General features: G+C 66.1%; 27 protein-coding genes and 1 tRNA gene. 12 read left to right on the top strand and 16 right to left on the bottom strand.

Annotation, left to right across the window (positions count from 1 at the left end):
* Positions 1-43: 43 nt before the first annotated feature.
* The 5 genes from crcB to AWU67_RS08485 form a co-directional block, all read right to left on the bottom strand.
* Positions 44-421: a fluoride efflux transporter CrcB gene (crcB, locus tag AWU67_RS08505; RefSeq protein ID WP_067227888.1), complete on the bottom strand. Its 378-nt coding sequence runs from the start codon at positions 419-421 to the stop codon at positions 44-46.
* Positions 418-885, bottom strand: coding sequence for a fluoride efflux transporter FluC (locus AWU67_RS08500; RefSeq protein WP_199922365.1), 468 nt, complete (start codon positions 883-885; stop codon positions 418-420). Before AWU67_RS08500 ends, crcB begins: the two co-directional genes overlap by 4 nt.
* Positions 882-1,427 carry a universal stress protein gene (locus tag AWU67_RS08495; protein ID WP_067227886.1) on the bottom strand — a complete coding sequence of 182 codons (546 nt, stop codon included), beginning with the start codon at positions 1,425-1,427 and terminating at the stop codon, positions 882-884. The genes AWU67_RS08500 and AWU67_RS08495 overlap by 4 nt, the downstream gene beginning before the upstream one ends.
* Before the next feature lie 167 nt (positions 1,428-1,594).
* Entirely contained in the window at positions 1,595-2,065 is a 471-nt protein-coding gene (locus tag AWU67_RS08490; protein WP_067227883.1) for a hypothetical protein, read from the bottom strand.
* Between the two features lie 87 nt (positions 2,066-2,152).
* Positions 2,153-2,752: a GNAT family N-acetyltransferase gene (locus tag AWU67_RS08485; protein WP_082716862.1), complete on the bottom strand. Its 600-nt coding sequence runs from the start codon at positions 2,750-2,752 to the stop codon at positions 2,153-2,155.
* Between the two features lie 253 nt (positions 2,753-3,005).
* On the opposite strand from AWU67_RS08485, the gene AWU67_RS08480 reads away from it, so the two are divergent.
* Positions 3,006-3,082, top strand: a tRNA-Pro gene (locus tag AWU67_RS08480).
* Between the two features lie 226 nt (positions 3,083-3,308).
* Here the strand turns inward: AWU67_RS08480 and AWU67_RS08475 are convergent.
* Positions 3,309-3,581: a hypothetical protein gene (locus tag AWU67_RS08475; protein WP_067227878.1), complete on the bottom strand. Its 273-nt coding sequence runs from the start codon at positions 3,579-3,581 to the stop codon at positions 3,309-3,311.
* A gap of 283 nt (positions 3,582-3,864) precedes the next feature.
* Between AWU67_RS08475 and AWU67_RS08470 the strand changes: the two genes are divergently transcribed.
* From AWU67_RS08470 to AWU67_RS08460, 3 genes are all read left to right on the top strand, one after another.
* A complete protein-coding gene (locus AWU67_RS08470; RefSeq protein WP_067227875.1) occupies positions 3,865-4,314 on the top strand; it encodes a hypothetical protein in 450 nt (149 codons plus the stop codon).
* 749 nt (positions 4,315-5,063) lie between these two features.
* Positions 5,064-5,666 carry a hypothetical protein gene (locus AWU67_RS08465; protein ID WP_129586669.1) on the top strand — a complete coding sequence of 201 codons (603 nt, stop codon included), beginning with the start codon at positions 5,064-5,066 and terminating at the stop codon, positions 5,664-5,666.
* 1,882 nt (positions 5,667-7,548) lie between these two features.
* On the top strand, positions 7,549-7,998 hold the full coding sequence (locus AWU67_RS08460) for a hypothetical protein (protein WP_129586668.1): 450 nt from the start codon (positions 7,549-7,551) through the stop codon (positions 7,996-7,998).
* 339 nt (positions 7,999-8,337) lie between these two features.
* Here AWU67_RS08460 and AWU67_RS08455 read toward each other — a convergent pair whose 3' ends face one another.
* Positions 8,338-8,649 carry a hypothetical protein gene (locus AWU67_RS08455; protein ID WP_067227866.1) on the bottom strand — a complete coding sequence of 104 codons (312 nt, stop codon included), beginning with the start codon at positions 8,647-8,649 and terminating at the stop codon, positions 8,338-8,340.
* A gap of 284 nt (positions 8,650-8,933) precedes the next feature.
* Between AWU67_RS08455 and AWU67_RS08450 the strand changes: the two genes are divergently transcribed.
* Together AWU67_RS08450 and AWU67_RS17515 are read left to right on the top strand one after the other, a co-directional pair.
* Entirely contained in the window at positions 8,934-9,383 is a 450-nt protein-coding gene (locus AWU67_RS08450) for a hypothetical protein (RefSeq protein ID WP_067227864.1), read from the top strand.
* 212 nt (positions 9,384-9,595) lie between these two features.
* A complete protein-coding gene (locus AWU67_RS17515) occupies positions 9,596-9,886 on the top strand; it encodes a barstar family protein (RefSeq protein ID WP_199922364.1) in 291 nt (96 codons plus the stop codon).
* A gap of 312 nt (positions 9,887-10,198) precedes the next feature.
* On the opposite strand, the gene AWU67_RS08445 is transcribed toward AWU67_RS17515, so the two are convergent.
* Complete coding sequence (locus AWU67_RS08445) at positions 10,199-11,173, bottom strand: YeiH family protein (protein WP_067227862.1); 975 nt, start codon at positions 11,171-11,173, stop codon at positions 10,199-10,201.
* A gap of 202 nt (positions 11,174-11,375) precedes the next feature.
* On the opposite strand from AWU67_RS08445, the gene AWU67_RS08440 reads away from it, so the two are divergent.
* Positions 11,376-12,353 (top strand): LysR family transcriptional regulator, encoded by a 978-nt coding sequence (locus AWU67_RS08440; RefSeq protein ID WP_082716860.1) that lies wholly within the window; start codon positions 11,376-11,378, stop codon positions 12,351-12,353.
* A gap of 252 nt (positions 12,354-12,605) precedes the next feature.
* On the opposite strand, the gene AWU67_RS08435 is transcribed toward AWU67_RS08440, so the two are convergent.
* Both AWU67_RS08435 and AWU67_RS08425 read right to left on the bottom strand, forming a co-directional pair.
* A complete protein-coding gene (locus AWU67_RS08435; protein ID WP_129586667.1) occupies positions 12,606-13,961 on the bottom strand; it encodes a hypothetical protein in 1,356 nt (451 codons plus the stop codon).
* Between the two features lie 364 nt (positions 13,962-14,325).
* Positions 14,326-15,702: an NAD-dependent succinate-semialdehyde dehydrogenase gene (locus AWU67_RS08425; protein WP_067227852.1), complete on the bottom strand. Its 1,377-nt coding sequence runs from the start codon at positions 15,700-15,702 to the stop codon at positions 14,326-14,328.
* A 385-nt stretch (positions 15,703-16,087) separates the two neighbouring features.
* Here AWU67_RS08425 and AWU67_RS08420 point away from each other — a divergent pair, with 385 nt between their 5' ends.
* A complete protein-coding gene (locus AWU67_RS08420) occupies positions 16,088-16,744 on the top strand; it encodes a histidine phosphatase family protein (RefSeq protein ID WP_067227850.1) in 657 nt (218 codons plus the stop codon).
* A gap of 28 nt (positions 16,745-16,772) precedes the next feature.
* Here the strand turns inward: AWU67_RS08420 and pdxY are convergent, their stop codons facing one another.
* From pdxY to AWU67_RS17730, 4 genes are all read right to left on the bottom strand, one after another.
* Complete coding sequence (gene pdxY, locus AWU67_RS08415) at positions 16,773-17,624, bottom strand: pyridoxal kinase PdxY (protein WP_067227847.1); 852 nt, start codon at positions 17,622-17,624, stop codon at positions 16,773-16,775.
* Between the two features lie 156 nt (positions 17,625-17,780).
* Positions 17,781-19,409 (bottom strand): glycerol-3-phosphate dehydrogenase/oxidase, encoded by a 1,629-nt coding sequence (locus AWU67_RS08410; RefSeq protein WP_067227845.1) that lies wholly within the window; start codon positions 19,407-19,409, stop codon positions 17,781-17,783.
* Entirely contained in the window at positions 19,376-20,008 is a 633-nt protein-coding gene (locus AWU67_RS08405) for a TetR/AcrR family transcriptional regulator (RefSeq protein ID WP_082716859.1), read from the bottom strand. The genes AWU67_RS08410 and AWU67_RS08405 overlap by 34 nt, the downstream gene beginning before the upstream one ends.
* Positions 19,987-20,355 (bottom strand): hypothetical protein, encoded by a 369-nt coding sequence (locus AWU67_RS17730; RefSeq protein WP_234407440.1) that lies wholly within the window; start codon positions 20,353-20,355, stop codon positions 19,987-19,989. The genes AWU67_RS08405 and AWU67_RS17730 overlap by 22 nt, the downstream gene beginning before the upstream one ends.
* A 215-nt stretch (positions 20,356-20,570) precedes the next feature.
* Between AWU67_RS17730 and AWU67_RS08400 the strand changes: the two genes are divergently transcribed.
* The 4 genes from AWU67_RS08400 to AWU67_RS17350 are packed head-to-tail and all read left to right on the top strand — an operon-like array spanning position 20,571 to position 24,670.
* Positions 20,571-21,692: an FAD-binding oxidoreductase gene (locus AWU67_RS08400; protein ID WP_234407401.1), complete on the top strand. Its 1,122-nt coding sequence runs from the start codon at positions 20,571-20,573 to the stop codon at positions 21,690-21,692.
* 1 nt (position 21,693) lies between these two features.
* Positions 21,694-22,656: a YegS/Rv2252/BmrU family lipid kinase gene (locus AWU67_RS08395; protein WP_067227843.1), complete on the top strand. Its 963-nt coding sequence runs from the start codon at positions 21,694-21,696 to the stop codon at positions 22,654-22,656.
* Positions 22,653-24,506: a GMC family oxidoreductase gene (locus tag AWU67_RS08390; RefSeq protein ID WP_082716858.1), complete on the top strand. Its 1,854-nt coding sequence runs from the start codon at positions 22,653-22,655 to the stop codon at positions 24,504-24,506. The genes AWU67_RS08395 and AWU67_RS08390 overlap by 4 nt, the downstream gene beginning before the upstream one ends.
* A 23-nt stretch (positions 24,507-24,529) precedes the next feature.
* The gene (locus tag AWU67_RS17350) at positions 24,530-24,670 is read left to right on the top strand and encodes a hypothetical protein (RefSeq protein WP_160329735.1); all 141 of its coding nucleotides are present in this window, start codon (positions 24,530-24,532) and stop codon (positions 24,668-24,670) included.
* Between the two features lie 82 nt (positions 24,671-24,752).
* On the opposite strand, the gene AWU67_RS08385 is transcribed toward AWU67_RS17350, so the two are convergent.
* Together AWU67_RS08385 and AWU67_RS16945 are read right to left on the bottom strand one after the other, a co-directional pair.
* Positions 24,753-25,235 (bottom strand): DUF3237 domain-containing protein, encoded by a 483-nt coding sequence (locus AWU67_RS08385; RefSeq protein ID WP_067227840.1) that lies wholly within the window; start codon positions 25,233-25,235, stop codon positions 24,753-24,755.
* Between the two features lie 187 nt (positions 25,236-25,422).
* Positions 25,423-25,686 carry a hypothetical protein gene (locus AWU67_RS16945; protein ID WP_082716857.1) on the bottom strand — a complete coding sequence of 88 codons (264 nt, stop codon included), beginning with the start codon at positions 25,684-25,686 and terminating at the stop codon, positions 25,423-25,425.
* Positions 25,687-25,710 lie beyond the last annotated feature (24 nt).

Here is a 25,710-nt window from a genome sequence, read left to right as displayed (position 1 = left end):
CGAGGAACGAGCGTATCGAGACCCCGTACCCGGATCGGCTCGCCTAGATCGAGCTGCCCCACCACAGGCCGAGCGCCGCCAATGCGACGCAGAGCACGAGCATGACGACCCCACTGGTGAATGCCGCCCCGAGCCGCCCCTGCTTGATCAGCTGCACCGTCTCATAGCTAGCCGTGCTGAACGTCGTGTAGCCGCCGAGGAAGCCGGTGCCGAGAATGATGCTGAGGTCGCTGGGCAACACGTGCACCAAGGTGAGCCCGGTGAGGAAGCCCAGCACCAGCGAGCCGGAAGCGTTGATGATGGTCGTCGCCCACGGGAACGCCGTCTTCAGCCGGGCCCGGATCAGCCCGTCCACGAGGAAACGCACCCCGGCGCCGACCCCGCCGGCGACGGCGAGCAGCAGGAAGATCAGCGGTGTCACGAGCCGGCCCCCTGCTCTGCTGGTTGCGGATCGGCGGCGGCCGTCATCCGTGCGTTGATGGCGCTCGCCACCACGATGCCGGCCCAGGTGGCGGCGGCGCCGACCACCACGGTGCCGAGGGCGTAGAGCACTGCCGGCCAGGGGAGCCCGTCCCGGAACAGCACGGCGGTATCGGTGGCGAGCGAGCTGTAGGTGGTGAAGCCGCCGCAGAACCCGGTGCCCAACAGCAGCTTCAGGTTCTTGCCGGTCGGTTTGGCGGGGTCGATGCGGGTGACGGCCTCGTAAAGGTAGCCGAGCAGGAACGCGCCGAGCACGTTGACGATCGGGATGGCGATCGGCACCTGGCCGAGGTTCGGGATCGCCAGGGAGAGACCCTCCCGGGCTGCCGCCCCGAACGCGCCGCCGACGGCGACCAGGGCGATCGGAGCCCAGCGCAGGTGGGGCGGGCGGATGCCGGGACTCACGCGCTCGCCGCCGGGGCAGGAGGCACTGTGGGCGCGGTGTGTGCTGCATCGCCGCCCGGTGCCCGGGCCGGGATGACCACGACGGGGCGCAGCTGACTGTGCGCGAGGTTGACGGCGATGGAGCGGTTGAAGAACTCCTGGATACCGCCGCCGAAGGAGCGCTCGTGCGTGCCGACGACGATCATCGCTGCGTCTACCGTGTCGGCGAGGTGGCCGAGCGCCGTGGCGACGTCGCCGGCGATCACCAGCGGGCGCCAGCTCACCCCGCTGTCGGCGAGGATCTCGGAGAGTGAGTTCTCCAGTCGGGTGTCGAAGGCGACCTCGCGCTCATCGGCGAAGTCAGGGTCGATCGGGGCGGTCAGCATCGAGCCATCCGGGGACTCAGAGGTCGAGAAGCGGCCCGGGTTCACGTGCGCGCAGACGAGCTCCGTCTGGAACTGGGCGGCGAAGCGGGCCGCCTGCAACACGACGTGGGCCGGTTGGCCGGGGGAGACGCCGACGACGACCGGGTGTGTGCGGGATGCGCCGGAGTGAGTGCCCATAGCGCGACCCTACTCGCGCCCACGGTGACCGACAAGATTGCCGCGCGTCGCGCACCTCGCCCGGCGCGGCGGGCACGGTTCCGGGGAGAAATGCCTCTGGCGCCGGGCGGCGGGGCCGCCCGGCGCCAGAGCGCGGGTGCTGCGAGCTGCAGCGGGTGAATCGGGTACTACGAGGCGGGCGTGGCCGGCTTCTCGTCGGCCGCGGCCTTGGAGGCCTTGGCAGGCTCGTCCGCCGGCGCGGGAGCCTCGGCCGTGACGACCTCGTTGACCTCGACGACGTGGGCCGCCGGGGTGGCGGTGCTGTGCACGAGGTCGTTGTCATCGTCGGTGTCGAACTCGTCGAAGTCGTCGAAAGTGAGGGCGGCCTGCGCGCGAGCCAGGGCGAAGTTGTGCGCGTGCACGGCGAGGGCCAGCAGCAGGCCCAGCACGCCGACGCCGATGAGCGTCGTGCCGAGGGTCACGCCGGACTGGCCGGTGAGCATGGCGCTCACGTCCTGCGAGCCGGCGGTGTAGAGCGCGGTCTGGGCGGCGATCGAGCTGGTCATGACGAGGTAGCCGATCGCCGCAACGGCGATCGAAGCGATCCACAGCAGGATGACGGGAAGGTTGGTGGACTTGGGCGCAGGAGTGCGAGACATGGTTTCCTAGATTCGGAGATCGTTGTGCGGACGCCTGAGACTACCGAGAGAAGCTATGAACGCGCCATGAGTCTGCGCTGTGTCAGCTCAACGCGCGAAATGCAGCTGCATGACCGGCCTGTCCGCGCTCGGCCTGGCCACCTCCTCGAAGCCGGCGGCCAGGAACTGCGTGAGCGTGCCGTGGTAGAGGTCGGCCGAGCTGGTCTTGCCACGCACGGCGACATCGACGGGGTACCCCTCGATCGCTTCGGCGCCGAGCGCCCGCGCCTGCTCGATTGCGCCGCGCAACAGCTCGCCGCCGACGCCGCGGCGGCGGTGGCCGACCCGCACGACGAAACAGGTCACCGCCCACACCCCCTCATCGTCGGGGGACTCGGGGCTGCCGCCTGCGACCACGCGCGTACGCATCAGGCGGCCGTAGTTGACCCGGGGCTCCACGGCGCACCAGCCCACAGCCTCGTCGCCGCGGTAAGCGATGACGCCGGGCGGGGGAGCGGCCACGCGCACCTGCTGCTCGAGCGCGGTCTTGCACGCGGACGCTTCGGCGTTCTTCCACTCCTCGTTCGAGAGTTTGAAGAACTGGCACCAGCAGGTGGCCGGATCGCCGCGTGTGCCGAACACCCGCTCGACGTCGGCCCACGGCGCGTCGGAGACGGACACGATTCGTACCGGCGCGATTTCAGACATGGGAAAACCCTAGAGCGCACTGCCGAGCTGCCGCTACCGACATCCCGATCTCGGCGTTGACCCGCCCCTTTGTCGGATGCGACCTCGGCGGCTGTCGAGCTGAAGGAGTCGCCTCGGCATCCGAAAGTCGCGCGGAACACGCCCGGCGGATTCAAAGTGGCAATCGACGCACGAAGTTCGCGCTACTATTGACAAGTTGTCTTCGGGGCAAGCGCCAGCCGGGTTTACTCGGTCGGTGGCCAACCAGAGACTACGGGCTGTAGCGCAGCTTGGTAGCGCACCTGACTGGGGGTCAGGGGGTCGCAGGTTCAAATCCTGTCAGCCCGACCAAAGGGCCGTTCTCGAAACTCTTCGCAGAACTGCCCACAGAGAATCGCTCCGGATGAGAATCCGGAGCGATTTCTTGTTTCCCGGGCCTTTTTCTGGATGACGGGGCGCGAACTCGGCGTCCCGGCGCTCTCGCCGCGGGATTTCGACGCTCGTTGACGACTTTCAGGCGCACCGAAGTCTTCGGTGCGCCTGGGGTGTCGCCCTCTCGGGCAGTGTCGGTGCGCGGCTACTCGCGGGTGGGTGGCCCGCCGGTGTCCTCGGGTGCGGCTCCGCGCTTCTTCAGGTGGTCTGGTCGTTCGACGCCGGGCGGGAGGGTGTCGGTGTACCGGTTGTAGAAGTCGCGGTCGCGGCGGCGGAGCTTCTTCTCGACGGGGTCGCCGGCGAGGTTCCGCTTGGCGTCCTCCTTGTACTGGTCGCTCATGAACGCGGCGATCTTGCGGAGGTTGAAGTTGACCAGGAGCATCGTGATGATGACCTGTGCGGCGCCGAAGCCGCGCACCTGGCGGCGGCTGGCGTCTGAGACATGAAAACCATGTCGAACGGGCACTCTCGAGCAACGAAAGCCGTACGCTACTAGCGCTTGGAACCTACGATCCTGATCTCTCCATAGTTAGCAGAGCGGCAAGGTCAGCCACCGTCGAGTTCACTGCTGTCAATACGACGAGCCTTGGATCCGTGCTGCGAATCAACGATGATGTAAACAATTTCTTAAACGCGCTACCCGGCGAGAGTGGCCCTTTCTCCGCAGTCAAACAGGAATTCGAGTGGCGAGAGGAACTGTCGTGGTGAAACGCGCGCTGGGTGCGAGTATCGTGGCGGCAGCGATTGTGATCTTCCTAGCCGGGTGTGGCGGGCGTCCCGTCGTCATGGACGAAGCTGAGATCGTAGGCGAGTGGGTCACCTCGGGGCCGAATGACGAGATCGCATCGCTGATGTTTGCTGACGACGGGATGTTCTCATTCACGGGCATGCCGAAGGGGCTGTTCTGTGCTGAAGGATTCGACCATCGCATCATGCCCGACGACTGGGCCGAGCCAGACTCGTCTTCCGGGACATGGGAGCTCAGGCATCTCGACGGCATTTCTTTCCCATTGGCGCTCAGCGACAAAACAGCAGGCTGCGGCGCATTGGGACAATTCACTGAGAGTGACGACAGCGTTGCACTGACCCTGACGTTTGGGCGCCTTGATGAGGGCTCGCCCGATCTTCGTTTCCACCAGCGGGCCGAATAGCGTGGCGACTGATCTAACTTTGGTGCGCTCCCGAGGCCTGCACTGATCGGTCACCATCGTCCGTGTTTTCTGCCGTCTGAGCACGTCCTCGACAAACGTGGAGGAAAAGGTGGCTCGATGTGGAGCAAAGCGCATTTGGTGACGGCCTACGATCGGGACTGTTGCAGCTTCGGAGGCCTCCTTACCGGAGGCGGTTCCTAGCCGCTGGAAGGATGTGCTTTTGCCCAGCCCTAAGATTCAAACGTATTCGTGGCACGAGTGTCTCGGCCGGCTCTGTGAAAGTGCCATGGGCAGCGCAATCCACTAGCCTCAGACAAACCGTGCTGACGTGTTCGAGAGGCCGAGGATGATTCGTCGCTCACTGCGTTGGAGGCCTGTGGTCGCCTATGGACTTTTCGCTGCACTGTTCTCTACTGGTGTGACAGCCGCAGTTGTCGGGGTCTATTTTGTCGGGAATCCCGGAACTGCTGTGTGGGCCTTCGCTGCACTGCCGTTCTATTTCCTCGCGTTCTTTCTCACTACCGCAACCACCATGACTATCTTCGCCGCTCTGCGACGTCCACTCTTGGATGCCCCAAGAATGTGGCGACAGCTGGTGGTTGTACTGTTGGCTGGACTCGCGGGGATGTGTGTTGCTTTCGAATTCTGGTGGTGTATTGAGTTCGAGCTCCCACCTCCGTGGGCTCTCTTCGGTGGATTTGTAGTGACCGCGTTGGCATTCGGATGGTACGCCTGGTTCTACGAAGTCGATGCGAACCCTTAACCGCGGGCGCGATCAGTACCTTGAGGTCAATCTTCAGAACGCGAACGGGAGACGATTGTCAGGCAACAGCAGACGCAAGGTTCGCTCCCCGATCCGCCCAATTGTCGTCGGAGCGGCGGTGGTCTTGGCCGGTGCGCTCTCTGCGTGCGCGCCAGAGCAAACACCGGAATTCGTCCCTCCTATGGTCTGGGACGTGGATTCGTCGCATGGCAAGGGAGAGACCTTTCCCGATCTCGTAGTTGTGGAGCTGTTCGAGGATGGCGCAGCGCGTGTCACAGGGTTTCCGCGGGGTCGATCAGTCCAAGACGAAGAGGGGTACTTCTGCATCGACGGACCCACAGACGAGCGATACACCGGCGACGCAACGTGGGAAGTCCGGAATCGGTTCTCTTTCTTCATCTCATTCGGAGACTCCAAGGTGCTTGTCTCCAGCGGCAGCCGTTTCGGTGAACAGGACTGGACCACAATTCGGTTCGATTCGTGCGTCGAGGAACGACGTTGGGACTTCAGCTACGTGTGCGGCGACTCGGGCTATGGGCCCGACGACGGCGATCTCGTCTTTCGCGAGGAATGCCCGGTGAGTGGCTGACCGTGCGATAGGGCGACTCCCGCCTCGACCCTAGCGCTGTCCCCGGCGAGATGTACCGGTCGCCCCGTCGCCACCGGTGCAACTGTTCTCGCCGGCGAACGATCTCGTTCGGGCGCGGTTGCGAGAACGCATCAAAGACGCTTGCTGGTGACGGGACCTTAACCTTGTGCCGGGACTGCGGCAACCTCGGTTGACTCCTTGAACGCGGTGATAGGTCAGCGCTGCCAGCGCGTTCTGGGGTCTGAGTTGATCCTCGACAGATGTGGAGGAAAAATGAGCTCGCGGTGGAGGAAAACGAGTTCGGCGGCGGTCTGTGATCCGCGCCCTGACGGGTTTCGCGAACAGCCCACCATGGGGCCTTTCTCGAAACTCTTCGCAGAACTGCCCATAAAGAATCGCTCCGGATGAGAATCCGGAGCGATTTCTTGTTTCCCGAGCCTTTTTGTGGATGACGGGGTGCGAACCCGGCGTCCTGCCACTCTCGCCGCGGGAATTCGACGCTCGTTGACGACTTTCAGGTGCACCGACGTCTTCGGTGCACCTCGGGTATTGCCCTCTCGGGCCGTGACTGTGCGCCCTGGTGCGCGGCTACTCGGTGGCGGGTGGCCCGCCGGTGTGCCGGTTGCCGAGGCCGCGCACCTGGCGCCGGCTGGGGTGATGGATGTCCTCGGTGCCGCCGTCCTCGACTTGCTTGTTCAGCGACTTGATCGAGTTGCGGGCGTGGGCGTGGAACTGCTCCCACTCGCGTGCCGCAGTCGAATGCCTGCTTCTGGCCGCGGCTGTTCGCGGACTGGAACGATACCGCGGGATGCCGGCAGCCAGAGGTTGGTGAGATTGCCACCGGTGCGAACGCGCTGATGTGCACTGTCGAGGACGACATGGCGTGCTCCGGGCTCAGTGCGGCCGGGATGGTCCCGTTCCTCGACTGGGGAACTGCAGCCGCCAAGGGCGCTCGAGCGTCGGACAACGTTGAGGACGTGACGAGGGTTGGGTGTGAGTCCGTCGATCTGTACAGGCGTGTCGGCCCCGCAGAGCTGGACGATATTGGACAGAATGTTGTCCGTGCTGCATCGAACTCTCTCGATGGGAGCTGGTTTACGGAATCTGGTGAGCATGCAAGCCAAGGGGGAAGGCGTTGAATGGGGCCCAGGGCGTAGTCCTTCGTGTTCAAGTACCTGGCTCGTTCGCGAATCAAGTTATGCGCCTAGACCGATTGGACGGTATCGGACCAGCTCGATACATCGAGCCTCACCAGCTCGACCGGTTCAGCAAGCTCTCGTGGAGTATCGGGCAATGACGACTCGAACGGGAAGAATCCGTTTTTTGACCCCCAGCGAGGCTGGACGTGCTTCTGGCGCGCCACAGGGGCCGACTTACACCACCACTGCAGTCCCGGTGCTTCCATCGAATACGCCTGCGCCCGACGGTTGGCCGTGGACAGGCGGGCAGTTCAGTGTTGTAGTCCTGCTCGGATCTCCGCTTGCGGACGGCTGGCTGGAGGCGTCCATCCATGAACTTGTTGACGGGGCGCCGGGGTCAGAAGTGCTGGATTCCGCGTCCGAACTCGTGATCCTTGAGGGGCCACGAGAAGTCGCTCGGATGCTGTTAGATCCAGGCGCCATGAACGTCAACTCATTGCCGTCGACGGTTTGATCATCATCTCGGGGCGAAACAACATCATTGTCATCCGCGGAACGTAGTGGGCAAACTGGTGAGTAGAACTGCAAGCTCAGCGGTCGTCGATTTCACGGCGAGCAACAGAACGAGCCTTGGATCTAGGTTGCGAATCAACGATGATCTAGACAATTTCTGTATTACGCTACCCGTCGAGAGCGGCCCTTTCTCCGCAGTCACAAGGAGTTGAATGGCGAGAGGAGTTGTCGTGGTGAAGCGCGTGCTGGGTGCGAGTCTGGTGGGGGCAGCGATCGTGCTCTTTCTGGCCGGGTGTGGCGGGCGTCCCGTCATTCCTTCCGCATCTGAATTCGTCGGCGAATGGGTCACTTCTGGGCCGAATGACGAGATCGCATCGCTTACGATTGCGGGCGACGGGACGTTTTCATACACGGGCATGCCCAAGGGCCTATTCTGTGCCGAAGGATTCGATCATCGAATCTGGCCCGAGGACTGGGCTGAGCCAGACACCTCTGCTGGAACATGGAGGCTTCGCCATACGGACAGCACTTCGCTGCCGTTGGCGCTGAACGGGAACACAGCTGGCTGCGGCGCGACGGGCCAGTTCACCGAGATTCACGACAACATAGAGCTGACGCTGATTTTCGGCCGCCTTGATGAAGGCTCGCCCCAGCTTAGTTTCCACCAGCGGGCCGAATAGCACGGCGACTGACACGACCTCGATAGACACCTCGGCCACAGTGAGCCGACGCCGTCGCCAACGTGCGTTGCTTCCCCGAGCTGATCCTCGACAAATGTGGAGGAAAAAGGCGCTGGACGTGGAGGAAAGAGTGTTTGATGGTGGTCTGCGATCCGCTGTCTGGCGGGTTTCGTGAACAGCCCACCATGGGCTGTTCACGAAACTCTTCGCAGAACTGCCCATAAAGAATCGCTCCGGATGAGAACCCGGAGCGATTTCTCGTTTCCCGAGCCTATTCATGGATGACGGCGCTCGTTAACGACTTTCGGGCGCACCGATGTCTTCGGAGCGCCTGGGGTGTCACCCTCTCGGGCCGTGTCGGTGAGCGCCGGTGCGCGGCAACTCGGGGGTGGGTGGCCCGCCGGTGTCGTCGGTTGCGGTTCCGCGCTTCTTCAGGTGCTCTGGCCGTTCGACGCCGGGCGGGAGGGTGTCGGTGTACCGGTTGTAGAAGTCGCGGTCGCGGTGGCGGAGCTTCTTCTCAACGGGGTTGCCTGCGAGGTCCCGTTTGGCGTCTTCCTTGTACTGGTCGCTCATGAAAACGGCGATCTTCCGCAGGTTGAAGTTGACCAGAAGCATCGTGATGATGAGCTGTGCGGCGCCGAAGCCGCGCACCTGGCGGCGGCTGGCGTTCGAGACATGAAAACTATGTCGAACGGGGCGCTTTCGAGCAACGAAAGCCGTACGCTAGCAGCGCTTGGAACCTGCGATCTTCAAGTCAGTATGGTTAGCAGAGCTGCAAGGTCAGTCACTGTCGAGTTCACCGCGGTCAACACGATGAGTCTTGGATCCGTGCTGCGAATCAACGATGATGTGTACACGTTCCTGAACACGCTACCCGGCGAGAGTGGCCCTTTCTCCGCAGTCACGCAGGAGTTCGTTTGGCGAGGGGAACTGTCGTGGTGAAGCGCGTGCTGGGTGCGAGTCTGGTGGCGGCAGCGATTGTGCTCTTTCTGGCCGGGTGCGGCGGGCATCCTGTCGTCATGGACGAAGCTGAAATCGTCGGCGAATGGGTCAGCTCGGGGCCGAACGACGAGATCGCATCGCTGACGTTTGCTGGCGACGGGACGTTCTCATACACGGGCATGCCCAAAGGGCTGTTCTGTGCCGAAGGGTTCGACCATCGCATCATGCCCGACGACTGGGCCGAGCCAGACTCGTCGTCTGGGACATGGCGGATGAGTCAGGTGGAGGCCGTTTCTCTCCCGCTCAAACTGATAGGCGGAACGACAGGATGCGGCACGGCTGGTCAATTCACTGAGCGTGACGACAGCATTGCACTGACCCTGACGTTTGGGCGCCTTGATGAGGGCTCGCCTGAGCTTCGTTTCCACCAGCAGTCAGGTTAGTAAGGCAATCGGCGAGCAACCCATGTCATTTGCGAGCAACCCCAAGTCATTTGGTTGAGGTGTATCCGGAAGGCAGGTCTAATGATCAGTACGGGACTGCTGAATGTGAGAGGTGATCGGAACATGGATCGACTGGTGACAGGTGCCGATGGTTCGTCGTACCTCATGAACGACCATTGCAGGAGCTTCGTTGTGTTCCGAGGCCCCCTGAAGTGACAGTCTTCGAAGAGCTGAAGCGAGTGAACGCAGAACTTTCTCCTCTGCTTCTCGGTCGCGACGAGCAAGGCCTGGGAACTGCAGTCGTCGGCTGGACCGACGCAGGATTGACTGTTCGAGTCGTTCGCGGGCGCAAGATGCGAACCCTTCGGCCGTTGTTTGACGAGTTCGCAGCGGCTCTGCAGTTCCCCCTCTATTTTGGGGAAAACCGGGATGCGTTCTACGAGCGCCTGAGCGACTTAGTAGGGGCTCGCGCCATCGAATGGAATCGTATTACTGGTTACTGAGCCTGACGAAGTGCTCGTGGATGCTGACGGCGAGACCCTTCGATGGCTTGTCGATAGTCTGGCCGACGCGGCCGCCGTCTGGGCGCAGCCTGTCGCAATCGGAGAATGGTGGGATCGGCCGGCGGTACCCTTTCATGTGGTCCTTGGTGGAGCGCCGGCCACGCTAGCGGTTGCGCAGAGCAGATGGCACGACGCCGGCGCGGCGCTGGTCTGGATGCAATGAATTGTTCGTCGGGAGCGATTTGACCGGACAGCGTGGAGTTGACCCGGGTGCGATAAACCGAGTCCCATCAGCGGCGTCTCGCGAGGCGGTCAACCGAGTTGCACGGCAACCCAGGCGAGGGCAGCGATCAGCGCCCAAGAGAGCAACGCAACCACGAGCGCGCGCCATCCGGTGCGCACCAACTGGCCCAGCCGCACAGCCGTGCCGAGACCGAAGAGCGCCATTGCCAGCAGCGCCGTCTGCACGGTGTCGGCACCGTCGATGATCGGCCCTGGCAGCGGAACGAATGTGCGAACCAGCATGGCGGCGATGAATCCAGCGACGAACAACGGCACGATCGGCGGATGCTTCGTGCCGGCGGCGGGAGCACCCTCGCGTCGCCGCACGACGAGCGACGTGATGGCGACCATCGGCGCGAGCATCAACACGCGGGTGAGCTTGACCACGATGGCCACCGCAAGCGCTGCGGAACCAGCAACCTGGGCGGTGGCCACGACTTGTCCGACGTCGTGCACGCTGGCGCCGACCAAATGCCCGAATTGCAGAGCGCTCAATCCGAGCGGATGCCAGAGCAATGGCATCACGACGATGGCCAGCGTCCCACACAACGTCACGAGCGCGACCGGAGTGGCGGTGTCCTCATCCTTCGACCTCGCGACATGGCTCATCGCGCCGATCGCCGATGCCCCACAAATCGAGAAGCCCGCCGCGATCAGCAATGGCTGGTGGCCGGGAAGTTTGAACAGCCGGCCCAGCCACAGCGTCACGACGAAGGTGATCACCAGGACCGCGATCACGGTGACGATCGACACCCAGCCGAGGTGTGCGATATCGACGAGACTCAGTTTGAGGCCCAGCAACACGATGCCCAGACGCATGAACTTCTTGGCGGCGACACTCAACCCCGGAGCGAGAACGCCCGTCAACGCCCGCTGAGCGAACGGAAGCTGGGCGACAAGAATGCCGAGGGCAACGGCCGCCGTGAGCAATGGGACGGCAGGCACAAGCGAATGGACGCCCCAGGCGAGGAGCGCCGCCGCGCCAGCCACGGCGACGCCAGGCATCCAGTCCCGGAATCCGTCGAACAGCGTACCCAGCGGGCCGGGATGAGCGGGCTCAGAGGGCACGCGGTCGGAGCGTACGCGATCGGGACGGGCGGAAAGTATCTCAGCTGAATTCACAGAATCCAATCTCGCCCCAGCCCGCCAGTCGCGGTAGACGGCGTAACGTTGTCGGGGCACAAGCAAAACTTGTAGGAGGTGCCCCGTGCTCGGCCCACACATGCCCGACCTCGCCGCGCTGGAAATGCTGGTCGCCGTGGGCGAGCTCGGCAGCCTCACCCGTGTCGCCGCCCGCCTCGGCGTCTCCCAGCAGGCCGTCTCGTCACGGGTCCGCTCGTTGGAAGGCCAGATCGGGGCCTCCCTCATCGTCCGGACCGCCCGCGGTTCGACCCTCACCCCAACCGGCGCCGTGATCACCGGTTGGGCCGCCGAGGTGCTCGCCGCCGCGGAACGCATGGAGGCCGGAATCGAGTCGATCCGCGCGCAGACGCTGCAACAGCTCGATGTCGCGGCGAGCCTCACGATCGCCGAGTACCTCCTCCCGCGCTGGCTGGTCACCCTGCGCGACAGGCAGGAGTCAGCCGGCCAGGTGGCGACCAGGGTGGGGCTCACCGCCGTCAACAGCGAGGCAGTGATTGCCCTCGTGCGCGCCGGCACTGTGCCACTCGGGTTCATCGAAACCCCCGACATCCCGACGGATCTGCACGCTGTGGCGATTGGGCACGATGAACTGCAGGTCGCAGTGTCGCCGACTCATGCCTGGGCGAAGCGGCGGATGCCGCTGACAGCACGGGAGCTGGCCGATACTCCGCTGATCACACGCGAAGAGGGCTCCGGCACCCGCAAAGCCCTCGAGCAGCTGTTCGCCCGTGTCGCAGGCTCAGACGGAGGGCGATTACCGCCCCGCCTCGAACACTCAAGCACGGCCGCCGTCCGAACGGCGATCGCCTCGGGTGTGGCGCCGGGGGTGCTCAGCTCGCTGGCGATTTCCGACGATCTGGCACTCGGACGATTGGTCGCCGTTGAGCTAACCGGGATCACGCTGAGGAGAACACTGTCGGCGGTGTGGGCGAGCGGCCCACACCCGTCTCAAGCACCGGCACAGGACTTGATCGTGATCGCGCGCCAGTCGCTCGCGCTTGAGGCCAAGCGCACGGATGCCCGTTCGCCGTTTTTCACGTGACATCGGGCGTTGTGCGCTGCCACTCTCGGAACGTTCCTAGTCGAGTTCAATGGAATCGCCCATCACGTCGGCCAAATGGAGCTTGGCACCGGCGCCACTTCCTGTGGGTGCTCTTGTTAAGTCCAGCTGGTTCCGAGATGGATCGCCGTGGCGGGTCTGCTCGGGTACACGAGCCATGTCTCCGTAACCATCGCCGAATTCTTCGGGGCTATGTCGGCCTTACCTCGCACCTCAGGACGTCGCTCGGCAAACCTAGCCTCTGCCACGAAGTCGTTCGATGCGTTCTCTCGAGGGGAGGACGTCACCGGCGCGAACACTTTCGACTTCCTCATCGATCGTTGCGCGGCTCAGGCCAGCCATGCCCAGGTAAATCCAGTACCACGTCAGCAGGGACTCATCGTCTGGTTCGTGCGGTAGCGATTCGAGAACATCATCGCTTGCATCCGCCGGCCACCTTCCCCACGTTGCGAGCGCGGTCATCGCAACCTCCGTCTGCCGGGCGAGCGAGATTTCCGTGTTCCCTGGCGTGGAAGTGAGCAGCTGGGAGGTGTAGTCCATGATCCCGTCGTGCCAAACATCGTCGCCCGCCAAAGCAGGCAAGAACTCCTCGGCCCGCTCCAGGATTGCAATGCGCCAGCTGGGGTCCCAGTCCTGCAGGAAACCAGAGAGGACGGTGCTCACGAATTCCGCGAAGCCCTCGGCCTTGGCCGCCTCCAGCAGTAGCGCTTCCACACGTTCGTCGATGGGATCACCGCGCTCGAAAGCTGCCTTGAGCTCATCCAGCGGTGCACCCGGGGGAGACGACACGTCGGCAGAGTCGGGGCGGCGACGCGGAGTCGCGATGGGGATCGAGACGACGGTTCCGGCTCTTTCTCGCTCTCGGAGCACGGACTTGTTTCGTACCGAGCGATACTCGAGCAGTCTCAAGCCGTTCTTGAGGCCGGCGTACGCTTCGGGCCTGGTCGTGTAGAGAGGGGCACCGTATGCAATCGCGGTGGCGGCGCAGAGGAGATCCGTGCGGTCGACGGACTCCGTGTCGGCAGAGTCGAGGCGCACAGTCTCAGTTATCTGTGTGAAGACCCGCAAAACCGCCGCATCCACAGCTACCGGAATGCTCTTCTGCCACGGGCGGTAGTTGCTGGCACGTCTCGTTCTCCCACTGGGCAGGACCTGTTCGCTGTGAAACACCGAAAGATCTGTTTGGAGCGCGCTGCTGATGAAGAGGGCGTCGTTTCTATCGAACTTTGCGCGGTCGAGGCCAGCGAACACCTCCGATTTGTCGATGGTTACCACCCGGGCTGTGCTTCGATCGACGGGAGTCGGAGACTCTCGGAGTGTTGCGACCGCGTACGGCGCTCCCAGGCTGACGTTCAGGAAACCGCTCGGTGTTCGGGTTACCTCCTGGACGTCGCTTTCGAAAATGGAGAATGTTGATGGCCCGGCCAAATACTCCTCGGACGGCACCGACAGCACGGCAAGCGGAGCACGGTTCGCGTCTGTCACCGTCACCGTTGCAGCGTCGGTGCTGGCCGACGACATGACCTCGGCAAGCGGCAAGCTGAGTGCCGATTCGGATGCGACCTCATGCCGCGTTGCAAGAAACGTCAAGCTGTCCGGATACCTCAATCCAGCGCGCAGATAGGACTTGGGATCGGGGCGCGTGCCTGCAAAAGGGGGGTTCACGAACGCGACATTATCAGGATGTTCTCAGCAGCATGCATAGCGGTGTCATCGGCCGCTCGCGCGGCGTGGAAACTACCCACGGGACTGCTGAGATCTACACCACTCCACGGGACGTGACCGGGCGCTCTGCGAGATTCCCGCTTGTGCTCGGCGAATCGCTGCGGGCCGATCATCGAGCAGTCCGTACCGTTCAATCGCCCAGGACACGAGTCACGGAGCAGAAAGCACGGCGCGAAACAGAACGAGGGCCGCAGGAAATTCTGCGGCCCTCGAGCTGGTGGTGCTGGGGCTATGCGGAGACGAAGAACAGTCGCTTGTTGGCGAACTCTCCGATGCCGATCGGACCCATCTCACGGCCGAAGCCGGACTGCTTGACCCCGCCGAACGGCAGCTCGGCAGCTTCGGCGGCAATCGTGTTCACATGTGCCATGCCGACCTCAAGCTGTGAGGCAACGCGCGTCGCACGAGCCACATCGGTCGAGAAGACCGAACCGCCGAGGCCCAGCGCGCAGTCGTTCGCGAGCTCGAGGGCTTCTTCGTCGCTCGAGACCTTGTAGACGGTCGCGACCGGGCCGAACATCTCGACGCCGTACGACTCGGAGTCGCGCGGCACGCCGGTGAGCACGGCGGGCGAGTAGTGCGCACTCGGGCCGTCTGAGAGCACGCCGCCGATTTCGAGGGTGGCGCCCTCGGCGACGGCCTTCTGTACCTGTGCGTGCACCGTCTCGGCCGCGACGCGCGACGACATCGGGGAGAATTCGCCGTCGGCCAGGTTCAGCTGGTCGCCCGGCGTGAGGCCAGTGGCGAGCTTCTTCAGTTCGGCGACGAACTCGTCGTAGATGTCATCCATGACGATCAGGCGCTTGTTGGAGTTGCACACCTGGCCGACGTTGTAGACGCGGAAGTCCCACGCCTGCTTGGCCACGGCCGCGACATCCTCAGCGTCGAGAACGACCATCGGGTCGATGCCGCCGAGCTCGAGCACACACTTCTTGAGGCTCTTGCCGGCCTGCGCGCCGATGATGGCACCGGCACGCTCGGAGCCGGTGAGCGAGACACCCTGCACGCGCGGATCCGCGATGATCGTCGCGATCTGATCGTGCGTCGCGAAGACGTTCTGGTACCCGCCGACGGGAACCCCGGCCTCCTCCATGATCGCCTGGATCGCGAGGGCCGAGCCTGCGCAGATGTCGGCGTGCTTGAGCAGGATCGTGTTGCCGAGCACGAGGTTCGGCGCTGCGAAGCGGGCGACCTGGTAGTACGGGAAGTTCCACGGCATCACGCCGAGCAGCGCGCCGACCGGGCGGTGCTCGATGTAGGCCTTGCCCGGGATGGTGCTCGGGATCTCGTAGTCGGTGATCAGGCTCGGGCCGTGCACGGCGTAGTAGTCGATGATGGATGTCGCGAACTCGACCTCGTCGATCGACTCGGCGATCGACTTGCCCATCTCGACCGCGATGAGGCGCGCAAGTTCGTCCTTGCGTTCCTCGAACAGCTCGGCAACTCGTTTGACGACGGCAGCGCGCTCTTGCACGCTGCGCTCGCGCCACTCGTGGTACACGGCGTCGACGCTGGAGAGCGCCTCTTCGATCTGCGCATCGGTGGCGTTCTCGAACGTCTCGAGAATCTCGCCCGTGGCAGGATTCTGCACCCGGTACTTGGACATGCTTATCTTTCCTCCAGTTAGGGAATGCCGGCACGTGTGACAGGCGGCGCGCCGTGACTGTCGCCGATCGCGGCCGCTTCTCTGCGGCTGCACATGCCGGTAGGTCGAGGCTAGCGTGGAGAACGCCCTCGGCCCTGCAGTTGCCGCCCTTTTCATTGCCGGTTTCGGCGAAAGACATGCGCGACCCCGTCGCTGAGCCCGCGCACGAGACATCGCGGATGTGCGGCCCATTCATTCGACGCTCAGGCCGAGGTGCGGCATGCGGCAACGATCGGCATCCTGTCAGGCGGGAATCGAGTCGGTACGGCGTCTCCAGAACGCGACACTTGTCTGACGGCCTTCTTCAGCGCCGGTCGGGAACCGGGGCGCGAACTACTGTTGACGTATGGTCACAAATGATCCGCTGCCCAACCACCCCGCTCCGGATAACCCGTCGGGGAAGCTGATTCTCTTGCGCCACGGGGAGACAGAGTGGTCGAAGCAGGGGAAACACACCGGACTCACGGATGTTCCGCTCACCGCCCGGGGAGAGGATCTTGCCCGCGGTGCGGGCAGATTGGTGGCCGGATACGATTTCTCGCTCGTGCTGACCTCACCGCTGCAACGTGCGCGTCAGACCGCGGAGCTCGCTGGCCTTCAAGCCGAGGTTGATCCGTTTCTCGTCGAGTGGGACTACGGCGGGTACGAGGGCCGGACGACGCGCGAAATTCGCAGCGAGCTCGGCTACAACTGGAGCGCATTCACCCACGGCGTGATTCGTGGTGACACGCCCGGTGAGACGGTCGAGGAGGTCGCCGCCCGCGCATCGCGGGTGCTCACGCGTGTGCTGCCCGCGATGGAGCACGGAGATGTCGCCCTCATCGCGCACGGCCATTTCCTGCGCATTCTGACCGCCGTGTACCTCAGGTTGGCCCCTCGATTCGGCGCTCAAATCACGTTGGATGCCGGGTCGGTCTCCGTGCTCGGCTACTACCGCGAGCAGCCGGCCATCCTGTCGTGGAACTACGGAGCCGAACTGCCCAAGGTGCCCTCAGAGTCGTGAGATGCACCCTCAGCTCTGGCCTGGTTTTTCAGCGCACGCGCCGGGCGGTGAACTGCATGCGCGGATCAGCGTAGAACTTCTGAGCCGGCACGAGCTGCAGTTCTCGTTCACCCGACTGATGCGTCAGCTCGATGAGGTCGAACACGCTGGACGCGGTCCGCTCCAGGGCGGCAGCGGCGTCCCCCGTCGCGCGGTAGTGCGCCGAGAACAACGCCGCGGTGACGTCACCCGATCCATTCGCTTTGAATGGCAGATGGGGAGTCTGCACGATCCACGCGCCCGCAGCATCCACGGCGAGCATCTCGATGGTGCCAGGCTCGCGGTCGGGGCGCTCCACACTCGTCACGAGAACAGTGCTCGGTCCCATCGCCCGTGCGAGGTCGACGGAGGCGAGCGTCGACTCCAGCGTCGTCGGCTCGGTTCCGGTGAGGAATCCCAACTCGAACTGGTTCGGAGTGATGATGTCGGCCACGGGGACCACGCGATCCCGCAGGAGCACGGGGATCTCGGGCGCTACAAAGCACCCGGACTTCGCGTTGCCCATCACGGGGTCACACGCGTAGATGGCCGAGGGGTTCGCCGCTTTCACACGTCGCACCGCATCCACGATGACGTCGCCGATTCCGGTGCCGCCCTGGTACCCCGAGAGCACGACGTCGATCTGGGGGAGCACGCCACGTTCTTCGATGCCGAGGATCACGTCGTGCACATCCTCGGGTGCGATGAGGGATCCGCGCCACGCGCCATACCCCGTGTGGTTGGAGAAGTTCACCGTGTTGACCGGCAGTACCTCGACTCCGATGCGCTGCAGGGGGAACACGGCCGCCGAGTTGCCAACGTGGCCATAAGCGACGGCGGACTGAATCGAGAGAATCTTCACGGCATCAATCTTCCTCCAGTCGAACGGTCTGGGCCGCGCAAGGCTCGCCGATATGTGGCCGAATTACGTGTGCGGATGCTTGTGTGACGCGGGGTGGATGACAAGTCCCGTGAGTGTGGCGCCGCACGCGCGATGGATGCCTCCGCTGTCGAATGCTCAATGGGCTCGCGCGAGCGCCTCGCCAACCAATGACTCGACCGCGGCCTGTGCGCTTGCGCGATCGGCGGCGACGAGGCCGATGCGGGTGCGCCGGTCGAGCACGTCGTCGGCGTCGAGCGCGCCCTCGGCGAGCACCGCGAACTCGATCTCGGCGCGTGTCACGTCGATGTCGGGTGCGACCGGCGCGGCCGGGTCGGCGGAGAGCGCCCGGGCGAGCACGGCGGGCGCCTCGGCACCGAAGCGTGCCACAAGCGAGGGCGGCAGGGCGGTGCTGGTGGCGGTGCCCTCAGCCGCCGACCCTGGTTCCGGGCTCGTCAGCGCAACCGGTGAGCCCGGCGCGCCGACGAGCGGCAGCGCGCGCGTGCGGCACTCGCCGCCGTCGAGCGCGCCGTGCCGCATGGCCAGATCGACGGCGTCCTCGGCCATCGCCCGGTAGGTGGTGAGCTTGCCGCCGAGCACGTTCACGATGCCGCCGGGCGAGACCGCCACGTGGTGGCGCCTGGAGAGGTCGGCCGTCGCGCCCTCGCCCGAGTCGACGAGGGGGCGCAGGCCCGCGAAGGCACCGAGCACGTCGGCGCGCCCCAGCTCACGCTCGAGCGCGGTGGAGAGCGTCGCGAGCAGAAAGTCGATCTCGCCGTCGCTCGGCGTCGGCACCTCAGGCACCGGCCCCGGGGCATCCTCATCGGTGAGGCCGACGACCACCCGCCCGAGCTGCTGCGGCAGGGCAAAGACGTAGCGGCTGATGGAACCCGGGTGCGGCACCGTGAGCGCGGCGAGCGGATGCCCCAAAGCCGCAGCGTCAAGCACGAGGTGTGTGCCGCGGCTCGGCCGCAGCCGGATGCTCGGGTCGATGTCGCCCGCCCAGACCCCGCATGCGTTCACGACGACCCGGGCCCGCACGCGCAGCGATCCTCCGCCGAGCGCATCCTCGAGCACGGCGCCGTCGGCCGTCACCGAGGTGGCCCGCATGCGGGTGAGCACCGTCGCGCCGAGCGCCGCCGCGGTGCGCGCGATGGCGACGACGAGTCGGGCGTCGTCGACGAGTTGCCCGTCGTGCGAGAGCAGACCGCCGCGCAGTCCGTCGCGCCGGGTGGCGGGAGCGAGTCGCAGTGTCTCGTCGCGGCCGATGCGCCGCGGGCGGGGCAACACCCTGCCGGAGGTGCCGGCGATCAGCCGCAGGCCGTCGCCGAGGCCGAATCCGATGCCGCCGACAACCCGCTGGCGGGTCGTCACCGCGGGCACGAGGGGCACGATCTGGGGCAGTGTGTGCACGAGATGAGGGGCCGTGCGGGTCATCAGGATGTGTCGTTCGACGGCACTCTCCCGGGCCACCGCGACGTCGCCCGTTGCGAGGTAACGGAGCCCACCGTGCACGAGCTTCGAACTCCACCGGCTGGTGCCGAACGCGAGGTCGTGCGCTTCGACGAGCACGACCGAGAGCCCGCGCGCGGCCGCATCGAGCGCGACGCCGGTGCCCGTGACGCCGCCGCCGATCACGAGCAGGTCGACGGCGTGATCGCGCGCGCCGAGCGCGTCGAGCTCGCGCGCCCGCCGTGCCGCGTTGAGGTCGGCGGAGCCGGGCGTTATCTGACCTAGGGGCGAAGGTGCCCGTCGAGTGCGTGCCATAGTTCGGTGCTCCAATGAGACTCGTCGATGAGGGTGGAGACGGTGTTGTGCGAGAGGATCGCGGACTGCGCGATGAGCAGGAGCATGACCGAGATGTCGCCGGGGTTGCCTGCGCGCACGGTGCCGCCGCGCTGGGCGATCGTGATCGCGGCGGCGAGCCAGTGCAGGATGACGCGTTGGCTCGTGCCGATGCGCTGCAGCGTGTAGCGCGTGAACACCTCGGGTTCGCGTTCGAGCAGGCTGCCGTAGAGCGCGTCTGTGCGGAAGAGCTCCGAGAAGCGCAGCACGTCGCGCACGATCTCCGCTCGCGTCGTCGCGAGCGTGTCGAAGCCGTCGATGATCTCGACGGCGCCGCGCAGCAGAGCGGCGCGCACGATGTCGTCGGCGCTCGACCAGCGGCGGTAGACGGTCGGGCGGCTCACGGCCGCGGTTCGGGCGACCTCGGCGACGGTGACGCCGTGCACACCCCGCGTCGAGATGAGCTCGGCGGCGGCATCGAGCATGCGCTGCTCGGTCTCGTCCCATGCGGGCCACTCGACGGCCTGCCGGGCCGACCAGGAGCCGGTCTGGGCATCCGTCAGAGGTTGACGATCTTCCATGATGTGTCACACTGTAACGCATGCTCGATGAAGATGCAGCCGCCCATGGCGCAACCCCCGAACCGATGCGCTGGAACGGCTGGGGTGACCCCGCGCAGGCGAAAGAGCTTCCTGGCGCGGTGCGCGCGCTTCTGCCCGTCGTGCTCGGTCGTATCCCGCGCCCCGCACCCGCCGTCTCGTTCGACGAGGTCGAACTCACGGCATCCGCACTCGAGGACGTCGACCGGCTCGCGCTCGCAGCCATCGTCGGCGACGAGCATGTGCGCACCGACCGCGAGGCGCGCCTCCGGCACTCGGGCGGCAAATCGACGCCCGACCTGCTGCGGAGCCGCGCGGTACGGCAGCACGCTCCCGACGCCGTCGTCGACCCGGCCGAGGATCGCGAGATCTCTGCGGTGTTGCGGCTCGCGAGCGAGCGCGGCATCGCCATTGTGCCGTTCGGCGGTGGCACGTCTGTCGTCGGCGGGCTCGACCCCGAAGGGGGAATGACCCGGCCGACGGCCGCCGCCGAACCGTCGTCAGCCTCGACCTGCATCGCCTCTCCGGGCTCGTTGCCCTCGACGTGCGAAGCGGGGAGGCGACCCTGCGCGCGGGGACTCCCGCGCCTGAGGCGGAGGCGCTGCTGGCCGCACACGGCTTCGAACTCGGGCACTATCCGCAGAGCTTCCGCTACGCGACGATCGGCGGCTTCGCGGCCACCCGCTCCTCGGGCCAGAACTCCTCGGGGTACGGCCGCTTCGACGCGATGGTCACGGGGCTGCGCGTCGTGACCCCGAGTGGTGGCCTCGATCTCGGGCGCGCGCCGGGTTCGGCTGCCGGCCCCGACCTCGTGCAGCTCTTCCTCGGCTCCGAAGGCGCTTTCGGCGTCATCACCGAGGTGCGGCTGCGCGTGCACCCCGTGCCCGAGGTGCGGCTGCACGACGCATGGACCTTCCGCGACTTCACCGCGGGCGCGAACGCTTTGCGGCAGGTCGCGCAGCTCGGCACGGGACCGACCGTCATCCGCCTCTCCGACGAGGCCGAGACCGGGGTGAGCCTCGCGCAGGTCGGGCGCATCGGCAAGGCGCTCACGAAGGGATGCAGCGTCATCACCGTCTTCGAGGGCGAGGCCGCCATCACGGCCGAGCGACGGGCGCGCACGGCCGCCGTGCTCACGGCGGCGGGTGGCACGCACGCCGGTGAGGAGCCCGCCGAAGAGTGGGTACACGGCCGGTTCAACGCGCCATACTTGCGTGACGCGCTGCTTGACCACGGCGTGTTCTGCGAGACGCTTGAGACCGCCACGACCTGGTCGAAGTTGGAGGCGCTGAAGCGCGACGTCACCGAGGCGATCACCCGCGGCTTCGCTGCGCACCGCGCGAAGTCGCTCGTGCTCTGCCACGTCTCGCATGTCTACCCCACGGGCGCTGCGCTCTACTTCACGATCCTCGCGGGCGTGAAGGGCGACGCCCTCGCGGTCTGGGGCGAGGTGAAGTCGGGCGTGAACGACGCGATCATGACCAGCGGCGGCACGATCAGCCACCATCACGCGGTGGGCCGCGATCATGCGCCCTGGCTCGAGCGCGAGATCGGCGAGCTGGGCGTGCGCGTGCTCGCTGCGGTGAAGGCCGAGCTCGACCCGGCCGGCATCCTCAACCCAGGTGCGCTGCTGGCGGCAGGTGCCTCTGAAGCCCGGGGGCGCTGAGGTGGCCGAGCACATCGCCGTGCTCGTGAATCCGACCTCGGGTCGTGGTCGTGGCACCATCGCCGCGGATGCCGCGGTCGCCCGACTCCGTGATCTCGGCGCCGAGGTGCGCCCGTTCGTCGGCACATCCGTCGCCGACACCCGGCGTCTGGCCGCCCACGCGATCGCGGATCGGCCCCGCGCCCTCGTCGTGGTCGGCGGCGACGGCACCCTGTCGTCGGTGCTCGACGTGGTGGTCGACGCCGGCATCCCCGTCGCACTCGTACCGGCGGGCACCGGCAACGACCTCGCCCGCGCGCTCGGGCTCCCGTATGAGGCATCAGCTGCCGCGGTCGCCGCCGCGGCGGAACTCGCGCTCAGCGGTGTGCCGCGTCGCATCGACGTCGGTCTCGTCGAGACGAACGAAGGGGCCCGCCAGTTCCTCACGGTCGCCGCACTCGGTTTCGACGCCCGGGTGAGCGAGCGCACCAATCGCCTGCGCTGGCCGCGCGGCCGGGCACGCTACTACCTCGCCCTGCTCGTGGAACTTGCTCGGCTGCATCCGGTGTCGTTCTCGATCGGCATCGATGGCGCGCCCCGACGGCACCTGCCGGGCACCCTCGTCGCCATCGGCAACACGGCAAGCTATGGCGGCGGCATGCCCGTCTGCCCCGCCGCCGACCCCAGCGACGGACTGCTCGAGCTCACGCACATCGCGCCGCTCGGCCGCGTCAAGCTCATTCGCCTGTTCCCGCTGCTGCTGCGCGGCAGCCACCTCGAACGCACCGAGGTGACGTCATCCGTGGCCGGAGCTATCGAGGTCGACGCACCCGGGCTCGTGGTCTACGCCGACGGTGAGCGCCTCGGCGGCGGCGCGGTGCGTTTCTCGCTGCAGCCCGGAGCCCTCACCGTGCTCGTGCCCGACCCCGTGACCACGGCCAACGCGGTGTCCGACGCCACACTCACCCCACGGAGGCAGCCATGAGCGAGACGCGGTTCGACCATGACGTCGTGATCATCGGTTCAGGATTCGGCGGCTCGGTCGCTGCGCTCCGGCTGCGCGCCAAGGGGTACGGTGTGCACGTCTATGAGGCCGGCCGCCGATTCGCCGACGAGGACTTCGCGAAGACCTCGTGGAATCTGCGGCGCTACTTGTGGGCTCCAGCGATCGGATGCTTCGGGGTGCAACGCATCCACAAGCTGCCGCACGTCATGGTGCTCGCGGGCGCCGGTGTCGGCGGCGGCTCGCTGAACTATGCGAACACGCTCTACGAGCCGGGCGAGGTGTTCTTCGCCGACCGGCAGTGGGCGCACATCGCCGACTGGCGGGCCGAGCTCGCGCCGCACTACGCGACCGCGAAGCGCATGCTCGGCGTCGTCGAGCAGTACCCCCATGAGGGTCCGGTGGAGCGCATCATGGCGGGCGCGGCCGACGACCTCGGCGTCGGTCACACGTTCCGACGCGCTCCGGTCGGCGTCTGGTTCGGCGTGCCGGGGGAGACGGTGCCCGACCCCTTCTTCGGTGGCGATGGCCCTGCGCGCACCGGGTGCACACTGTGCGGCAACTGCATGGTCGGCTGTCGTGTCGGAGCGAAGAACACGCTCGTGAAGAACTACCTCGCGCTCGCCGAGCGACTCGGCGCCGTCATCGAGCCGCTGCGCACCGTGACCGAGGTGCGCGCACTGCCCGGAGGCGGATACCGGGTCACGTCCGAACGTTCGGGCGGCTGGCTGCGCCGCCACCGCCGCTCGGTCACCGCCGAGCAGGTGATCTTCGCCGCGGGAACCTGGGGCACGCAACAGCTGCTGCACCGGATGAAGGCCTCTGGCGCCCTGCCCGGTCTCTCCGCCTCGCTCGGCCGGCTCACCCGCACGAACTCCGAAGCGCTCGACGGGGCGGTCGCCGTCTCGGTGCCTGATGGGCTCGAACTCGCACGAGGGGTCGCGATTACCACCTCGTTCCACGTCGACGAGACGACGCATGTCGAGAACGTGCGTTACGGTCCCGGCTCGAACCTCATGGGCGCACTCGCGACCGGGCTCGTGCCGGGCGATGTCTCACTCGGTGCGCGACTCGCCGCCCTCATCGGAGGGTTCCTCAGGGCACCCGTCAGGACCCTGCGTCTCGGCTCGCTCCGCCGGTGGAGCGAACGGGGCATCATCGCGCTCGTCATGCAGACCGTCGACAACTCGCTCACGATCTCGCTGAAGCGGCGCTTCGGCCGCCCGGTGCTCACGAGCGCGCAGGGGCACGGCGAGCCGAACCCGAGCCACCTGCCGGGTGCGCACCGAGCGGCGCAGGCGATCGCCGCACGGGTCGAGCGCGACAGCGGCGTGCTGGCGGCGGCGCGCGGTTCATGGCCCGAGGTGTTCGGCATCCCGATGACCGCACACTTCCTCGGCGGGGCGGTCGTCTCGGACTCGCCAGAGCACGGCGTCGTCGACCCGTTCCACCGGGTGTGGGGACACCCCGGCCTGCACGTCGTCGACGGCGCGGCGGTGCCAGCCAACCCGGGCGTGAACCCCTCGCTCACGATCACCGCGCTCGCCGAGCGGGCGATGTCGCGCTGGCCGCGCCGCGGGCAGCCCGACGAACGGCCCGAGCACGGGGAGGGGGTCCGTCTGTTTGATGACACGCGTCGCGCACGGGGCGCGGGGCGGGTGTGCGTTGGCTTCCAACCCGGTGAACTCAAGTTCTCTGAGAGGCAACAAGTTCAGCCGGCACCGTCGCGATGCGAAACTGGCTTCACGAGTTTTTGCCTGAAGGGGTGCGGATGCGGGTCAGAACGCGGAGATGGATACTGGCATCGGGAATCGGGATTCTCGGCTGGGTGATAGCGGGCGTCTTCGTGCGCGTCATGCTCGATTGGTCAGACTCGCAGCCGTACGTGGCCGAGGTGACAGAGCCGCGGTACATCGTGATCGCCGTGGGCGCCATTCTGATCGCGCTCGCGGGCACGGTCGCTGCCGTGCTGTTCGGACGACGCCGTCGGCATTAGCGGGTCCCGCTCGGCGCGGCCGACAGCTGGGCCAGAGCGGTCTGCCGGCCAGGGGTCTTCCGCAGCAGTTCGACTTCTTCGGCTAGAGCACTCGGTAGGCGTCGTAGACGACGGCGTCTGCGCCGCGAGCGGCTGCCGCAACGATGAGCGAGTCCTGGAAGTGGGCGAACGCGATTGCCGCCGTCTCGACGGTGACGACGACCCGAAAGTAGTATTCCGTCGCTGGCACGATCGCGCCGGCCAGGAGTGCTTCCAACACCTCGGGTGGCCCCACGCGAACCCCGTGGGTTCGGATGTGCAGGAGGTCGCCGGCATCCGTGCGCGCTGAATAGCGGGTGTCTATCTCAAGTCGGCCGTCCGGGTGCATGATCTGCCAGTCGGCTCCTCCCGGCAGCACGTCTGCATCGATTCCGTGCGAGAGCCGGCCCCCGAGAATGGGCACGATTCTGCGGTGGCCGGCGCGGGTGACGCCGTAATCCTCGACGGAGCCGACGATCACATGCGCGCGGAAGGCCCGGTCGAGGCCGGTGGGCGGCGGTTCGGGGAACGCACCGGTGGCGGTCACGACATCCGCCCGGGGAGTCGGGGGCCGCAGTGGCGGAGCCGCTTGAAAGTCATCATGAATCACCGTTCGCGTAGCTGCGGCGTCTCTGCCGCACGGTGGGAGAGTCTAGCTCGGTGCCGCGGGCGGACGATCGTTCAGAGAGGCGCGTGAACGGGAATGAAACTGGCCAGGCTGGGCAATCGAGGTGCTACTCGTACACGTGCTCGAGCATCCAGCCCAGGCCGTCCCTCCGCACATCGAATACGCGATTGAGCCCGGTGCTATCGGCTGCTTGGAATCGCCAGCCGATTCGCACGGCGGGCGGATGGGTGATCACTTCCGGGAGTGATCCAACATCGCGGAAGAGTTCGGTCGGCGTGTCGGTGACCCGCCATCGCGCTCCCCGCCAGATCATTCGTGTTGGGACCCCGCCGTCCAGCCACAGTGTTACAGCGTCGGTGACGGTGTGCATGATTCTCCAGTGCTCTCGTGGCTT

It is taken from the genome of Microterricola viridarii (assembly GCF_001542775.1).
Lineage (GTDB): Bacteria > Actinomycetota > Actinomycetes > Actinomycetales > Microbacteriaceae > Microterricola > Microterricola viridarii_A.
The sequence above is the reverse complement of the archived record's forward strand: the minus strand, read 5'-3'. Positions and strand labels throughout refer to the sequence as shown.

Coding starts and splice junctions, on each gene's coding strand:
- AWU67_RS08410 (WP_067227845.1), bottom strand. CDS start 19,409: ATGGCACGCACTCGACGGGCACCTTCGCCCCTAGGTCAGATAACGCCC.
- AWU67_RS08420 (WP_067227850.1), top strand. CDS start 16,088: ATGGTCACAAATGATCCGCTGCCCAACCACCCCGCTCCGGATAACCCG.
- AWU67_RS08485 (WP_082716862.1), bottom strand. CDS start 2,752: ATGTCTGAAATCGCGCCGGTACGAATCGTGTCCGTCTCCGACGCGCCG.
- AWU67_RS08465 (WP_129586669.1), top strand. CDS start 5,064: ATGCGAACCCTTAACCGCGGGCGCGATCAGTACCTTGAGGTCAATCTT.
- AWU67_RS08445 (WP_067227862.1), bottom strand. CDS start 11,173: ATGCCTGGCGTCGCCGTGGCTGGCGCGGCGGCGCTCCTCGCCTGGGGC.
- AWU67_RS08425 (WP_067227852.1), bottom strand. CDS start 15,702: ATGTCCAAGTACCGGGTGCAGAATCCTGCCACGGGCGAGATTCTCGAG.
- AWU67_RS08490 (WP_067227883.1), bottom strand. CDS start 2,065: ATGTCTCGCACTCCTGCGCCCAAGTCCACCAACCTTCCCGTCATCCTG.
- AWU67_RS08495 (WP_067227886.1), bottom strand. CDS start 1,427: ATGGGCACTCACTCCGGCGCATCCCGCACACACCCGGTCGTCGTCGGC.
- AWU67_RS16945 (WP_082716857.1), bottom strand. CDS start 25,686: ATGCACACCGTCACCGACGCTGTAACACTGTGGCTGGACGGCGGGGTC.
- AWU67_RS17350 (WP_160329735.1), top strand. CDS start 24,530: ATGCTCGATTGGTCAGACTCGCAGCCGTACGTGGCCGAGGTGACAGAG.
- AWU67_RS08390 (WP_082716858.1), top strand. CDS start 22,653: ATGAGCGAGACGCGGTTCGACCATGACGTCGTGATCATCGGTTCAGGA.
- AWU67_RS08405 (WP_082716859.1), bottom strand. CDS start 20,008: ATGGAAGATCGTCAACCTCTGACGGATGCCCAGACCGGCTCCTGGTCG.